We start from the raw sequence: 14,009 nt of genomic DNA on the forward strand, positions 1-14,009 counted from the left end.
CTCTCCATTACACAAATATAAAAACTCATCCCCCTATTACTAGTCAGTTACAAAATATTTAATTTTCCAAAAACACTTTAATATACTTATATTTTCCATGTTATAATTACAATAATTTTCTTAAAGGAGTGGACGAATATGAAAAGTACTTTAAAAACTTTCAAAGACAACTCGGAGGGCATGCTGTTTCAATGCTAGTAATTTGGCCTCCGTTATTCTAATTAATTGGAGGGAGAAAAATTGAAAACAAAAAGTATTTATTATGCAATCACAAGTTCACGTTCACTGCTTATTCAAATGGTATTCACATTGAGTGCAATTTATTACGTTGTGACTGCGGAATTAAATCCGTTGCAGCTTGTGCTTATTGGTACGATTATGGAAATATCCGTATTTCTTTTTGAAATGCCCACCGGTTTAGTTGCTGATCATTTTGGTCGTAAACGTTCGTTATTTATCGGAACCTTTATTATCGGCTTTGCACATCTTCTTGAAGGTTTATTCCCTTCATTTTGGCTGATTGCTATTGCTTCAGGGCTGTGGGGATTAGGTTGGACATTCATTAGCGGTGCTGAAGAGGCTTGGATTGCGGATGAATTAGATGGAAAAAATTTAGATTTGGTATTTTTAAAAGGTGCACAATTTCGCTCTTTAGGTCGATTTCTCGGAATTGTATTCAGCGTTTGTATCGCTACTTTGTTTTCTGTCCAAATATCGATTATTACGGCTGGAGTGTTATTAATTTTGCTTGCTTTCAGTGCAGTTTTCACAATGCCTGAAACGAAATTCATTAAAATTACCCGCGAAAAAAATATTTCTGCAGTACACCATTTGATAACGACAATTCGACACGGTGCGCGACAAATCAAAGGTAATACAATGTTAGTTAGTATCGCGATTATTACTATATTTTTAGGATTAGCCAGTGAGGGATATGATCGATTATGGGGCGCTCATTTCATTGAAGATTTCCAACTACCTGAAGATGATTCCATCTATTGGTTTGGTGCCTTTTATGCGGTAGCATTTTTGTTAAATATCGTTGCATTAAAGTTTGTGGAAGGACGATTTAATAAGAATTATCCTGTTGTCCTTTTAATCGCCAATGCTCTATTGCTTGTGATGATGCTTGTATTTGCCTTAAGCTCAAACTTTTTACTTGCTATCATAACTTTCTGGGTAGCTGGTGCATTACGCGATATTAATTATCCATTAATGAGTGTGATGACGAATGAAAGATTAGAGGCACAGGGACGCGCAACTGCTTTATCAATGTTTGGCCAACTTGATGCGATCGGGCAAATTGCTGGTGGGCCCATTATTGGCTTGTTAGCGCTATATACAACAATTTCTATTGGCATCGCATCAACTACACTATTTATTTTGCCGATTTTATTCTTTTTATTTTTGATGTTACGAAAGAGATAAATACTTTATCAGGCGTGTTGATTAACCAATTTTAACCATTACCATTAAAGTAGTAGGTTGATTTCCGCTACGGGATGCTCGCTTTCCGCGGGCAAGCACCGCTACGCTCCGTGCAGGGTCTCGGTTCGCTTGTATTTCCCACAGGAGTCGAGCACCCTCCGCTACAATCAACTAAAACAGGTAGTAACATACGTTAATATTGAACATAAAAAACCATTTTAACGGTAAATAACAGCCTAATATTTCCCTAATCAACACACCTGATACTTTATAACAAAAATGTGCCACAGACAATGAAGTCTAGCTGGCACATTTTCACGTTATTTGACTTGGCTTTGAATTTCTTTTCCTTGTAAATAAGTAACAATGGACTCTACGTTTTTCGCCATCATATTATTACGTGTACGAATGGAGGCACTACCTATATGAGGAAGTACGACGACATTCGGCAATGATAATAATGGATGATCAACTGGAACTGGCTCTGTTTCAAATACGTCCAGTCCCGCTGCCCAGATTTCTTTGTTTTCCAGCGCATTGTATAGCGCATGTTCGTCTACAATTCCACCGCGTGCGACGTTAATGAGTATGGCACTATTTTTCATCAAAGCGATTTCTCTTTTACCGATTAAGCCCTTTGTTTCAGGGGTTAAAGGTGTTAGTAATACGACGAAATCTGATTCCTTCAACAAATTATCTAGCTCGGCATATTCAAAACCGTATTGTTCTTCGGCCTTTGGTTTTCTTGTACGATTATGATATAAAACTTTCATATCAAAACCATTTCCGCGACGAGCAACTGCTTCACCAATACGTCCCATACCAACAACGCCCAAAGTTGCTCCGTGAATATCCATTCCTGTCAGTTGAGTGACAGACCAACCTGTCCATTTCCCCGCGCGTACTTCACGCTCCGCCTCTGGTATTCTACGAGCTGTTGCGAGCATTAAAGCAAAAGCTAAATCCGCTGTCGTTCCTGTTAAAATATCTGGCGTATTTGTTACCGTAATGCCATTTTCCTTTGCTGCTTCGATATCAATATTATTGTATCCGACTGCCAAATTAGTAATTATTTCTAGTTTCGGCGCATTTTCAATTATTTCACGGGTCATTTGATCAGAAATCATCACCCACATCACATCTGCTTCTGCAGCTGCTTTTTTTAATTCTTCAACGGGCATCGGTTGCTCTGCTGATGGCCACATCTTAACTTCAGCCATTGCTCGTATCGGTGCAATGCCCTCCTCCGGTAATTGCCTAGTAATCCAGACTAATGGTTTCATATAAACGACCTCCTTTAAAGCACTCTCCTAAAGCGTATCATATTATCTAAATAATCTGATATAAATGCATACAAAAATACTATTCCAATAGCCAATTATATTTTGGCCATTAAAATAGTATCTAAAATCCAAATGCTTTTACTGTTGTTTCTAACTAAACAGCCACTTGTTTTAATTGTTTTTGTACATGCGCTTTCTCTACATGGGCTATTTAGATTCTAATTATAGATCATCAAACCCATTATCTTGAACATTCACCTTCACATATTGTCGTGAGCGTTGTTCGAAGAAATCTGTCTTCCCTAAATCGACATCCTCGTATGCTTTAATCCATTTCATCGGATTTTTGCGATAGCCTTCAAATGGTCTTTCATAGCCTAATTGTGAACAGCGCACATTTGTATAGAAGTAAATATAATCTTCTACATCATCTACATCTAAGCCATCAATTTTATCGCCAATTACTTCATTTGCCCATTCAATTTCAAGTGCTGCTGCTTCACGGAAGATTGCCTCAACCTGCTTAGCACGTTCTGGCGTATCATATTCAGGATATTCTTCTAATAATTCTTTATAAATTTTAACGAAAAGATCTACGTGAAGCTGTTCGTCACGGTTAATATAATTAATCATCGTACTCGTCGCCACCATTTTTTGGTTGCGGGCTAAATGGTAGAAAAATGCGAAACCAGAATAGAAGAATAATCCTTCTAAAATGACATCATAGACGATGGAATTTAACATATGATCAATATTCGGCTCTTCAGAAAATGTTTGATACCCTTTAATTACGAAGTCATTACGTTTTTCAAGTACTGGTTCAGTACGCCAGAAATCAAATACTTTATCTTGCTCATCTTTTGATACTAGACTTGAAAGGATATATGAGTAAGAGTGATTATGAATTACTTCTTGCTGCGCAAGGATAATCATAAGGGCATTCAAGCTTGAGTCTGTTAAATAATCAGCCACTTTACCTGCGTAGTCTGTTTGCACGCTATCTAACATAGCCAATAAACCGATTGTTTTCATAAACGCTTCTTTTTCATCTGCCGTTAAGGTTGGAAACTCTTTAATATCATTTCCCATATTAATCTCAAACGGAGTCCAGAAGTTTCCTAGCATACGTTTGTATTTTGGATATGCCCAGCTAAAGCGGACATCATCCCAGTTTAAAATATTTGAAGAGCTCCCGTTCACAATACCTGTTGAACGGTTTGGAGCTGTTTTATCCATCAATTTTCGTTGTTCTAGCTTTGTCATCGTTAGTTCCCCCTAGCTTGCACATGATTCACATTCTAATAATTCAACCGAAGTTGAGCGAACGTAATAAGTCGTTTTAATGCCGTAGTTCCAAGCATTCAAGTGCAATTCTAATAGTTCCTTTGCTTTTACTGTATTTTGTACATATATGTTAAGCGAAATACCTTGATCAATATGACGGGCACGTGCTGCATTTTGTTTTAAAGTCCAGTTTTGATCAATAAAGTAAGCAGATTTGTAATACCAAGTTGTTTCTTGGTTCAAATCAGGAACAGTTACAGGAATTTTATAATCCTTCTTCTCTTCAGAATAAGATTTTTGGAAGATTGGGTCGATACTTGCAGTACTTCCTGCAATAATAGAAGTTGTTGAGTTTGGTGCAATAGCCATCACATAGCCGTTACGCATACCATTTTTGGCAACTGCTTGTTGTAATACAGCCCATTTCTCTCCTTCGTATTGACGTTTTGAGAAGTATTCGCCTGTTTGCCAGTCTGAACCTTCAAATAATGGGTATTCGCCTTTCTCTTTTGCCAATTCCATCGACGCTTGGATTGTTAAATAAGCAATTTGCTCATAAAGCTTGTCAGCAAATTCAACGGATTCCTCCGATTCCCAAGCAATACTTTTCAGTGCTAATAAATGATGCCAACCAAATGTACCAAGACCGATACCGCGGTAACGTGCATTTGTACGCTCTGCCTGTGGTACAGGAATATGGTTTAAATCGATAACATTATCTAACATACGCACTTGAATCGGTATCAACCTTTCCAAGGCATCAGCAGGTACTGCACGTCCTAGGTTGATAGACGATAAATTACAGACAACGAAATCTCCTGGTTTACGGCGCGTTACAATGACATCGTCTTCAAGTGTAATGGACTCGAACTTTGTAGCGCTCATGTTTTGGAAAATTTCTGTACATAGATTACTCGAGTAAATCATACCTTCATGCTTATTTGGGTTTTTACGATTTACTTCATCACGATAGAACATGAATGGTACACCAGTTTCTAATTGGCTACGCATAATACGTTTCATAATATCGATTGCTGGCACTGTCTCACGTGTTAATATTGGGTTCGCTAAGCACGCCTCGTATTTTTCGCGGAATGAGCCTTGGCCACGTTTTTCATCATAATAATCTTCTAAATTGAAGCCCATTACTTCGCTAATTTCATGCGGGTCAAACAAATGCCAATCCTCACGAGCTTCAACAGCCTCCATGAAAATATCTGGTAAGCTAACGCCAGTGAAAATATCATGTGCACGCATACGCTCGTCTCCATTATTTAGTTTTAAATCAAGGAACGGGAAAATATCTTTATGCCAAATATCAAGGTAAATCGCAATCGCACCTTGGCGCTGACCTAGTTGATCTACTGATACTGCTGTATTATTCAATTGTTTAATCCAAGGAACGACACCGCTTGATGCGCCCTTGAAGCCACGAATAGATGACCCACGGCTTCGTACTTTCCCCATATAAACACCAATACCGCCACCAAATTTTGAAAGTGTTGCAACATCAGTGTTTGAATCATAAATACTTTGTAAGCTGTCATCGACTGTATCGATAAAGCAGCTTGATAATTGACCATGTGTTTTACCCGCATTTGATAATGTCGGTGTTGCCGTAGTCATATATAAATTACTCATTGCCCAGTAAGATTCTTTAATTTTTGCAAGGCGGTCTGTTTTTTCATCTTGCATCAGTGTCATCGCAATTATCATCCAGCGTTCCTGAGGTAATTCGATTGGTGTTTTGTCATAATCACGTGCTACATAACGGTCTAACAATGTTTTTAAGCCGATGTATGTAAAAATTTCATCTCGTTTAGGCTCTAGCATTAAGCCGATTTCCTCAAGTTCCTGCTTTGTATATGACTCTGTTAAAGCAGGGTCATATAAACCTTTTTCGACAAGTTTCTCAACTTGTGTGGCAAATGCTGTGTATACTTGTCCAACTTCTAAATGACGTACTGTAGAAGCTTCGCTATAAACGTCCATCAATAACAAACGAGCCGCAACGAATGTCCAAAATGTTTCTTCCTCATCTAATAAACTTAATGCTTCTAGACTCATTGCCTTTGTCCATTCAGCATCTGTACCTTCCGGATTTTTGTCTGTCCAGCGTTCAGCTTTTCGAATGAGTGGACTGATCTCTTCTCTTCCAAACTCTTCCTCTATACGAGATAGTAATGTTGCTCTTTCATCTGTCATTAATTGAACCATATTGTTGTCTCCTTTATTTACAAATATAAAAAGCGATAGATCTGCCTTCTTCGGCAGAGCCATCGCTCTAGGTTTTAAAATTGGAAACAGTCGAAATCGCAACAAAAAATACTTTTGTAATCAAAAGTAAATTGTTAAATGCAAAGTCGCTCGCCTCCACTTCTCAACCCCCGAAGAAAGTGTTGTCAGGCGAAAAATGGCAGGTCTACTGGCTCATGCGTCATCCTCCTGTCATCCTTCCCAAGCATTGCTCAGTGGTCATTTGACAGTCGTCCGCATTCACAGTTGCGGGGACAGCTTCGGTTTCTTAACCGAATTCCCTTTTAAACCGTATATGGTACCTTTTCTCGCTCACATACTATATATTGTGTTTTATCAATGAATCTAATCTAACATATTGTGTTCCCTTCATACAAGTCCAAACACAAAATTAAAGTAAATGAAAGCAAAAGACCTATGAAAATTGTTTTATATTTCCCTGATAGAATCTTTTTGGATTTTAATATTTTCACAAAACAGGAAAAATGAATTGTTTTTATGCAAAGAAATATTAAAAAGCTACTCAAAATTGTATTTTGAGTAGCTAAAAATTCTTTTCAAAGAAAATTAGTCATCTTCATATTCTTTTTCAAAGTCTAGAATGACACCTGTCGTAGCATCAATTTCTAAATCATATTCGTACACGCCATCTTTTACTTCAATTTCATATACACCATCTTCTTCATCTAGTTCAATTTTAGTAATTGTACCTTTCGCTTTTGTTAAAGCAATTTGAGAAGCTTTTTTATCACCGATGACCATATTCGTAGTTGTTGCATTTGAAGGCTTTGGTTTATTAATTGTCGTTGATAGAGCGTCTACTTCTTCTGATTCCTTCACAAGAATCTTACCTGTTTTCGCATCGATTTCAAAATCATATTCTGTAGTGCCTTTAATGATTTCGATTTCGTATACGCCATCGCTTTTATCTAATTTTGCTTTTTGAACTGTACCACCGACATTAGATAGAGCAATTTGTTTCGCTTTCTCTAAACCAATTACTTTGCCTGTTACTACTTTTTTTGAAAATTTTTCTTGCTCTTTTTTCACGATTTTACCTGTATAAGCATTAATATCGAAATCATATTCATAGCCTGCTTTAACTATTTCAATTTCGTAAATGCCATCTTCTTGATCTAACTTCGCTTTATTTACAGAACCTTTTACTGATCCTAAAGCAATTTCTTTCGCTTTTGCTAGACCAATTACTTTTTTAGAAGTGTTTGTGTTAGATACTTTTGAAATTTCCATCGATTTTTTAAGCAATTCGCCTGTTTTAGCGTCTAATTTTAATTCGTATTCTTTATTATTTTCACCTTGTACATCAATCTCATATACTTGAATGCCTTTTTCTTTGTCCAATTCTACTTTATAAACTGTACCCTTTACATAGCTGAGTGCTTTTTTTGATACTTCTTCTGATGATAAAATTTTACCTGAGTTATTTTGAATGCCTGCTGCCGCAACTACTCCCGTTACTGCAAGTGATCCCGTAATTGCTAATACTGTAATCATTTTTTTCATAATTTGTTGCCTCCTCATTGTCGTTACTTATACTTTACACAATGAAAATGAAAGATTAAGGAGAGAAAGATTAGAGTTTAATGAGAAATTATTAATCCCAGGTAATTGAGAGTACTTTGCCTGAAATAGCATGGATTTGAAAGATGGCTTCTTTCTCATCTCCTTCTATTTCCACTAAGTAATAACCACCATCACTCGTATCATAATAGGAAATGTCCTCCACAGCACCATTTAGCTTATTCTTTGCAATCTTAATGGCATCCTATTTCGACTTAATTGAAGAATCTTGCTCCACACCGGCTTGTATTTCTGATAGGACTTCCCCGCTAAGAGCATCGATCAATAAGTTAGTTTCTTTTTTATTATTTACAATCTCTATTTGATATACTGGTTCTTCCTTTTGTGTGTTCAAAGTCATTTTTTCAATTTTTCCTTTGTATTGTTCCTTCACAATTTTACGAATTTCAGTTTCTGATAAATACTCTGCTTTTTCCGTGACATCCATCTTCTCCTGCTTCATCTGCAGAACCTTGCCGGAATATGGGTCTATTTTAAGATTATAAATAGCATTATTTCTTTGGAGTTGCACTTTATATTGATCATCTTCAGCAAGGAAAAAAATAATTTCTCCTCCGTACATCGTTTCAATATTCTTCACAATTTCTGCCGTTGTCTGCGGGGTCTCATTCGTTAGTTTTTTCCAAATAGCAATACTAAGAATACCTGCAATTATAATGAGTGACACAATGAAAAGTATCGGTAGTTTTTCACGAATATGCATATCATTGTTCCTCCTCATCATAATTTACAAATTTGAGTATGATTGTAGTTCCTTCACCAAGGGTACTTAATACTGTGATATCAATTGCTAAACGCTCTGAAATCTCGCGCGCAATGGCCAAGCCTAAGCCAGTACCTCCGCTTTTACGATTGCGATCTTCACTAACTCGGTAAAAGCGATCAAATAAATAAGGAATTTTATCTTCCGCAATGCCCTGTCCAAAATCTTGAATGCGAACGACTATTTCCGCTCCTTCTCGGGCCACACCAACATTAATTTCTCGCGCACTATAATGGCGCGCATTTTCTAGAAAAATAAAGAACAATTGTTTAAGCTTTTGCTCGTCTGTTTTCGTTATAGCTGGCCCTTTTCCTACTAAATTAAATTTACGACCATACGCTTGGTGCATTTGATGCAGTGTATCCTCCAATACTTTATAAGCATCAACAGATGTGATTGTTAGTGGTGACCGCTCTTTATTTTTTGCTAATTCAAGCATTTGCTGAATCATTGCATTCATACGAATCGATTCACTTAAAATTGCTTGCACCGCTTCATTTGCTACTTCTTTATTTTCAAAACCATGACGTTTTAACAGGCGCGCATAGCTTTCAACTACAGTCAAAGGTGTTTTCAATTCATGGGAAGCATTGGATACGAAATGTTCCTGCTTACGATAGTTTTGCTCAAGCTGGCTCATCATATCGTTAAATGTATGACCCATTTCAGCCATTTCATCACGACCATTTTTTTGTACAGCTATCTTTTCAAAAGTTCCTGATTTACTGCTCTCTTGCATCGTTGCAATTAGCCGATAAATGGGCTGTGTAACAAGGCGACCGAGCGCCATACTTGAAAGCACGATAGGAATAGTAGCAATAATTGTCACGCCAAGTAAAACGAGCTTCAGCAACTCTAGATTCCTTGCAACACCCTTCATTGACTGTAACATTTGAATATGCACGACAGAACCATCCACCCAAATAGCTGGTAGGCTCATTGATAATACAGGTATACCTTCGTACTCTTCAACTGAATATCGTTTACCTTCTTCAATTGCGGGACGTATTTCTTCAATTCCTTCGGTAGATTGGACAGCAACAAGCGATTTACCATTCGTATCAATAGCGCGAATGGCTCCCTTTGGCGGAATATAGGCACGTAAAATCGTTGCTGGGTCATTTATTTTACTAGTTTGACTAATGGACGTCACAAGCTCCCCTGACTCGGACAATAGCTGATTATACTCAGTATCATAAGCCATTTTTTCATATAAAAAATATATACCGATCATCGTTAGCACTAAAATAATTAGCATAAGTAGCGAAGAGAAAATATGAATTTTCGTCTTAAGCTTCATTTACTTGCTCCTTTAATACATAACCGACGCCACGAACTGTTTGAATAAGAGTGTTTTTACTTTTTTTATCCACTTTCTGTCGCACGTAACGGATATAAACGTCAACAACATTCGTATCGCCGTAATAGTCATAACCCCATATAGCATCTAAAATTTGCTCACGAGACAATACTTGCTTTGGATGCTTGATTAAATATAGCAATAATCCATATTCCCTCGGCGTTAAATCAATGGAATACTCATCTCTAATCACCTCACGAGTCTGCTCATGAATGGACAACCCCGCATACTCATGGAAAAATTCATCCTGTTTCACTTTAGCTTCCTGTTGACTTGTATTAAAACGTAGTGCCACGCGAATTCTTGCTAATAACTCATCAATTTCAAATGGCTTTGTCATATAATCATTAGCTCCAAGATCTAACCCCGTCACCTTATCCTCAACATCACCTTTAGCAGTCAGCATAATAACAGGTGTATTAAATTCTGTCGCACGAATGCGCTTTAACACATCTAATCCGTTCAAACCTGGAAGCATGACATCAAGTAAAACGAGATCCCACTGCTGTTCACGATATAAAATAAGCCCATCCGTTCCCGTATGAGCAATTCCAGTTGCATAGCCTTCAAACTCTAATTCGAGTTGCAGTACACGTGCAATTTTCTCTTCATCTTCTATGATTAAAATGCGTTCAGACATTATATTCACCAGCCATTTTTTAGTTTTATAGTACCATGTCATTATGAAAATTCCATGAGAAGAACTATAAGGCACATTAAATTTTTATAAAAAAAAACCTTTCCTCTATCAAAAAGGAAAGGTAGAAATCTTTATTTATACACGATAATTGCTAAGACAATCGCTACAATAATACGGTAAATTGCAAAAGGTGTTAGTTTTACTTTATCGATTAATTTTAAGAAGAATTTTATTGATAATAATGCAAAGACAAATGCACTAACGAAGCCGACTACGTAGAAACCGATATAATCCATCGTCATATACTGCCAATTTTTCATTACAGATACTAAGCTGGCACCTGCCATAATTGGCACAGCCATAATGAATGTAAAATCAGCTGCCGTTTTATGATTTAAACCTAGCAATACCCCACCAGAAATAGTTGCACCTGAGCGCGAAAATCCTGGCCATAGTGATAGACATTGTACTAAACCAATTTTAAACGCTTGGCCGTACGTAATTTTATCTAAAGTAGTAACACTCGGTCTTTTGGGCCCGAATTTATCTGCTATAATCATTAAAATAGCTCCTGCAAATAAACTAATTATTACATACTCTACACTAAATAAATAATCATCAATTAAATCTTTAAATGCAAAACCTAAAATAACAGCGGGTAACATCCCTACAATGACATGGATTAAGTTAAATTTACGGTTTGCTGGTTGACCTTCAATTTTATAAAGACCGATTAAACTAAATAATCGTTTCCACATGACAACGACAACAGCTAAAATTGAGCCTAGCTGCACCACAATTTTAAATGTGTTAGCAGAATACATCCCTAAAAACTCTTCTGTTTTCAGCCACATATCATCGACAATAATCATATGTCCTGTAGATGAAACAGGCGCAAACTCCGTCATACCTTCTACCAAGCCCAATATTAGAGCCTTTAATAATTCTATAAATTCCATAGTATCTCCTTATTCTTTTGTAAATTGAAATGCCGAATCAACACGCCATTTCTAGCAAAACTATCATACCACAGTCAACATCATTGCACTTTTACAGTTATGTAAAAAATTACTCGGTAAGCAAAACGTCTACAACCCACATTTCAGAGCGACTATTCGTACGAATTGGTGGTCCCCAAAATCCGAATCCTGATGACACAATTGTATGCGTTGCTACCTTTAATTTATAACCATAATCGTGCTCAAACGTTTTCCGCGTAATGAATTGATTTGGCCACATTTGCCCTAAATGTGTGTGCCCTGATAAATGTATGTCAACACCGATCTTACTTGGTGTTTCAATATCAGACGGCGTGTGATCCATGACAATCCACGGTAGCTTGTGATCAACTGTTTCTGCCAGTTTTTCTAACGATTTACGATTAGTATTTGTTTTATCTTCTCTTCCTGTAACATAAAACGATTCTGCCACTAATATTGTTTCGTCTTGTAAAATGCGGACACCTGATTCAGCCATCTCATGTACAAAGAGCGGAATTTTGCGACCGTAATATTCGTGATTGCCTAACACCCCATATATACCATATGTACTTTTTAGTTGCTTCATCACTTCACTCATGCCGTATTCCACATACCAAACTGGATCATCATCGACTAAATCGCCAACTAGGAAGATGACATCTGGTTTTGCTTCATTAGACATTTTTACGAAACGATTTAAATGTGTTTTATTCGATAAAATACCTAAGTGAAAATCGGAGCCTATGACCATACGCAACGGTTTTTGCAACGGATTTGTTTTTTGTATTTTAATAGTAAGGTTTCTCACAACAGGTGAATAAGCCATATAACTGCCGATTGCAACAATGAAAGTCATTAAAATAACAATGACATATCCAATCCATTTTGTATGTACGCCTGGCACAAGCCATACGAGTAAATTTGCTATCGGGAACAACAGCAAGCCATATTGCATTACGATCATCCAGTAACTACCTATAATTTTAAATAGACGCAACTTATGATGAATACGGCCAATTACGATGCTATATGCAATGATTGCCCAAATAATACTAAAAGCAATCGGTCCATGGAAAGAAAATGCCACATAAATCCATTCATACACATTCCAACCTAAATAGTAAACGATCGCATTGTATAGCAGCAATCCCATTAAGCCGAATCCTATTCTCGCTCGCATAAAATCCCTCCTAGATATATGTCCTGTTAGTATAGCACTTCAAGTAACAGCCGACCTGTCTAAGCCGTACCTAGTAGCTTCTACGACTCAAGTCTTAGTTGAAAATGCATTTCAAGACTGTTTGTCCAAAGTAAATCCAAGCGTAATATGAAGATACAAACGAAGGGAGGCACTTTCTTATGAGAAAGGTCGGGTTATTTATCATCGGCGTCATTGCCGCTATTACTATTTTATGTTCACTTGGTGCTATGGCAGGATTGGCTATTTCAGCAGCTATCCTATATGCAGGAATTCACTTCTACTTAAAAAGTGATTCTACATTTGCAAAAATCATTTGGGCTCTTGTCGCAATCGCTGGTCTACTAACAGCTATATCGAACGTTCCAAGCTTTATTGGCTTAATCGCAATCGTTGGACTTTGGTATATCGTTCGTAAATGGGACGGTAATGATACAACTACTACTATTATTACTGCAAAATCAGACGATCCATTCACAAACTTTGAAAACCAATGGACTGAATTATCTAAATAAGGAGGAAAATAAAATGGCAAACTTACTACAACGTTTAAAATACACTCTAGAGGCAGACTTACATTCGGTATTTGATAAAAAGGAAGCAAAGAACCCAATCGCTATGCTAAATCAGTATATTCGTGAGGCAGAAAAGCAAACAGAGCAAACTGGTAAATGGTTAGAGCGCCAAGCAGCTCTAAAAAAACAACTTGAAGATGAGTTAGCCGTGGCAATCGAAATGTTCAAAAAACGCCAAAAACAAGCTGAACTTGCTAAAATAAGTGGTGAAGAGGATTTAATCGGCTTTGCAGAACAGGAAATGGCTGCCTATGAAAGCCGTAAAATTATGTTAAAAGACAGCATTAACAAAGCAACTGAAGAATTATTTGGTTTGGAACGCAAATACGAAGAAATGAAACATAAAATTAAAGATATGAAAGTTCGTCAGCTACAGTTAATGGGCAAAGAAAATGTCACTCGCGCTCACCATCAAATGGATCGTGTATTAAATCCAGAAGCAAACGCTCAAGTAGGTAAACGTTTAGAAACGTTTGAATCAATGGAAGCTTATATTGAACGTCTAGGTCAAAAAATTGATCAAGAGCATGAAATTTCTTCAATGGAGCAACGCCTAGCGCTGCTTGAAAAAAACACACCACAAGCCCCGATAATTAACGAAGAAAAAATCAGCTAATACTAGACTTCTATCGAAGGACAG

At 37.1% G+C, this 14,009-nt stretch carries 13 protein-coding genes and 1 riboswitch; of the genes, 3 read left to right on the plus strand and 10 right to left on the minus strand.

Features of this window, described 5'->3' with window-relative positions; genetic code table 11:
- The first annotated feature begins 240 nt into the window (after positions 1-240).
- Positions 241-1,428, plus strand: a complete 1,188-nt coding sequence (locus JFL43_RS11750) for an MFS transporter (protein ID WP_200749190.1) — start codon at positions 241-243, stop codon at positions 1,426-1,428.
- Positions 1,429-1,748: 320 nt separating this feature from the next.
- On the opposite strand, the gene JFL43_RS11755 is transcribed toward JFL43_RS11750, so the two are convergent.
- From JFL43_RS11755 to JFL43_RS11800, 10 genes are all read right to left on the minus strand, one after another.
- Positions 1,749-2,711, minus strand: coding sequence for a 2-hydroxyacid dehydrogenase (locus JFL43_RS11755; protein WP_200749191.1), 963 nt, complete (start codon positions 2,709-2,711; stop codon positions 1,749-1,751).
- 222 nt (positions 2,712-2,933) lie between these two features.
- Positions 2,934-3,974: a ribonucleotide-diphosphate reductase subunit beta gene (locus tag JFL43_RS11760; RefSeq protein WP_200749192.1), complete on the minus strand. Its 1,041-nt coding sequence runs from the start codon at positions 3,972-3,974 to the stop codon at positions 2,934-2,936.
- 12 nt (positions 3,975-3,986) lie between these two features.
- Entirely contained in the window at positions 3,987-6,275 is a 2,289-nt protein-coding gene (locus JFL43_RS11765) for a ribonucleoside-diphosphate reductase subunit alpha (protein WP_200749245.1), read from the minus strand.
- A 118-nt stretch (positions 6,276-6,393) separates the two neighbouring features.
- Positions 6,394-6,572, minus strand: a riboswitch (cobalamin riboswitch).
- 246 nt (positions 6,573-6,818) lie between these two features.
- Positions 6,819-7,775: a PepSY domain-containing protein gene (locus tag JFL43_RS11770; protein ID WP_200749193.1), complete on the minus strand. Its 957-nt coding sequence runs from the start codon at positions 7,773-7,775 to the stop codon at positions 6,819-6,821.
- A 91-nt stretch (positions 7,776-7,866) separates the two neighbouring features.
- On the minus strand, positions 7,867-8,031 hold the full coding sequence (locus JFL43_RS23505) for a PepSY domain-containing protein (protein ID WP_407701976.1): 165 nt from the start codon (positions 8,029-8,031) through the stop codon (positions 7,867-7,869).
- Between the two features lie 6 nt (positions 8,032-8,037).
- Complete coding sequence (locus JFL43_RS11780) at positions 8,038-8,556, minus strand: PepSY domain-containing protein (protein WP_200749195.1); 519 nt, start codon at positions 8,554-8,556, stop codon at positions 8,038-8,040.
- 1 nt (position 8,557) lies between these two features.
- The gene (locus tag JFL43_RS11785) at positions 8,558-9,916 is read right to left on the minus strand and encodes a sensor histidine kinase (RefSeq protein WP_200749196.1); all 1,359 of its coding nucleotides are present in this window, start codon (positions 9,914-9,916) and stop codon (positions 8,558-8,560) included.
- Positions 9,906-10,616 (minus strand): response regulator transcription factor, encoded by a 711-nt coding sequence (locus JFL43_RS11790; RefSeq protein WP_200749246.1) that lies wholly within the window; start codon positions 10,614-10,616, stop codon positions 9,906-9,908. The genes JFL43_RS11785 and JFL43_RS11790 overlap by 11 nt, the downstream gene beginning before the upstream one ends.
- A gap of 131 nt (positions 10,617-10,747) precedes the next feature.
- Positions 10,748-11,575: an undecaprenyl-diphosphate phosphatase gene (locus JFL43_RS11795; protein WP_100794977.1), complete on the minus strand. Its 828-nt coding sequence runs from the start codon at positions 11,573-11,575 to the stop codon at positions 10,748-10,750.
- Positions 11,576-11,684: 109 nt separating this feature from the next.
- Positions 11,685-12,776 carry a metallophosphoesterase gene (locus tag JFL43_RS11800; RefSeq protein WP_200749197.1) on the minus strand — a complete coding sequence of 364 codons (1,092 nt, stop codon included), beginning with the start codon at positions 12,774-12,776 and terminating at the stop codon, positions 11,685-11,687.
- A 179-nt stretch (positions 12,777-12,955) separates the two neighbouring features.
- Between JFL43_RS11800 and JFL43_RS11805 the strand changes: the two genes are divergently transcribed.
- Both JFL43_RS11805 and JFL43_RS11810 read left to right on the plus strand, forming a co-directional pair.
- Complete coding sequence (locus tag JFL43_RS11805; protein ID WP_100794979.1) at positions 12,956-13,309, plus strand: lmo0954 family membrane protein; 354 nt, start codon at positions 12,956-12,958, stop codon at positions 13,307-13,309.
- A gap of 13 nt (positions 13,310-13,322) precedes the next feature.
- Entirely contained in the window at positions 13,323-13,985 is a 663-nt protein-coding gene (locus tag JFL43_RS11810) for a PspA/IM30 family protein (protein ID WP_200749198.1), read from the plus strand.
- The last annotated feature ends 24 nt before the right edge of the window (positions 13,986-14,009 follow it).

The sequence above is a fragment of the Viridibacillus soli genome, from assembly GCF_016612995.1.
Classification (GTDB): domain Bacteria; phylum Bacillota; class Bacilli; order Bacillales_A; family Planococcaceae; genus Viridibacillus; species Viridibacillus soli.

Bases quoted from the DNA above. Each gene is read 5' to 3' on its own strand.
- JFL43_RS11755 (WP_200749191.1), bottom strand. From the start codon at position 2,711: ATGAAACCATTAGTCTGGATTACTAGGCAATTACCGGAGGAGGGCATT.
- JFL43_RS11760 (WP_200749192.1), bottom strand. From the start codon at position 3,974: ATGACAAAGCTAGAACAACGAAAATTGATGGATAAAACAGCTCCAAAC.
- JFL43_RS11765 (WP_200749245.1), bottom strand. From the start codon at position 6,275: ATGGCTCTGCCGAAGAAGGCAGATCTATCGCTTTTTATATTTGTAAAT.
- JFL43_RS11770 (WP_200749193.1), bottom strand. From the start codon at position 7,775: ATGAAAAAAATGATTACAGTATTAGCAATTACGGGATCACTTGCAGTA.
- JFL43_RS11780 (WP_200749195.1), bottom strand. From the start codon at position 8,556: ATGCATATTCGTGAAAAACTACCGATACTTTTCATTGTGTCACTCATT.
- JFL43_RS11785 (WP_200749196.1), bottom strand. From the start codon at position 9,916: ATGAAGCTTAAGACGAAAATTCATATTTTCTCTTCGCTACTTATGCTA.
- JFL43_RS11790 (WP_200749246.1), bottom strand. From the start codon at position 10,616: ATGTCTGAACGCATTTTAATCATAGAAGATGAAGAGAAAATTGCACGT.
- JFL43_RS11795 (WP_100794977.1), bottom strand. From the start codon at position 11,575: ATGGAATTTATAGAATTATTAAAGGCTCTAATATTGGGCTTGGTAGAA.
- JFL43_RS11800 (WP_200749197.1), bottom strand. From the start codon at position 12,776: ATGCGAGCGAGAATAGGATTCGGCTTAATGGGATTGCTGCTATACAAT.
- JFL43_RS11805 (WP_100794979.1), top strand. From the start codon at position 12,956: ATGAGAAAGGTCGGGTTATTTATCATCGGCGTCATTGCCGCTATTACT.
- JFL43_RS11810 (WP_200749198.1), top strand. From the start codon at position 13,323: ATGGCAAACTTACTACAACGTTTAAAATACACTCTAGAGGCAGACTTA.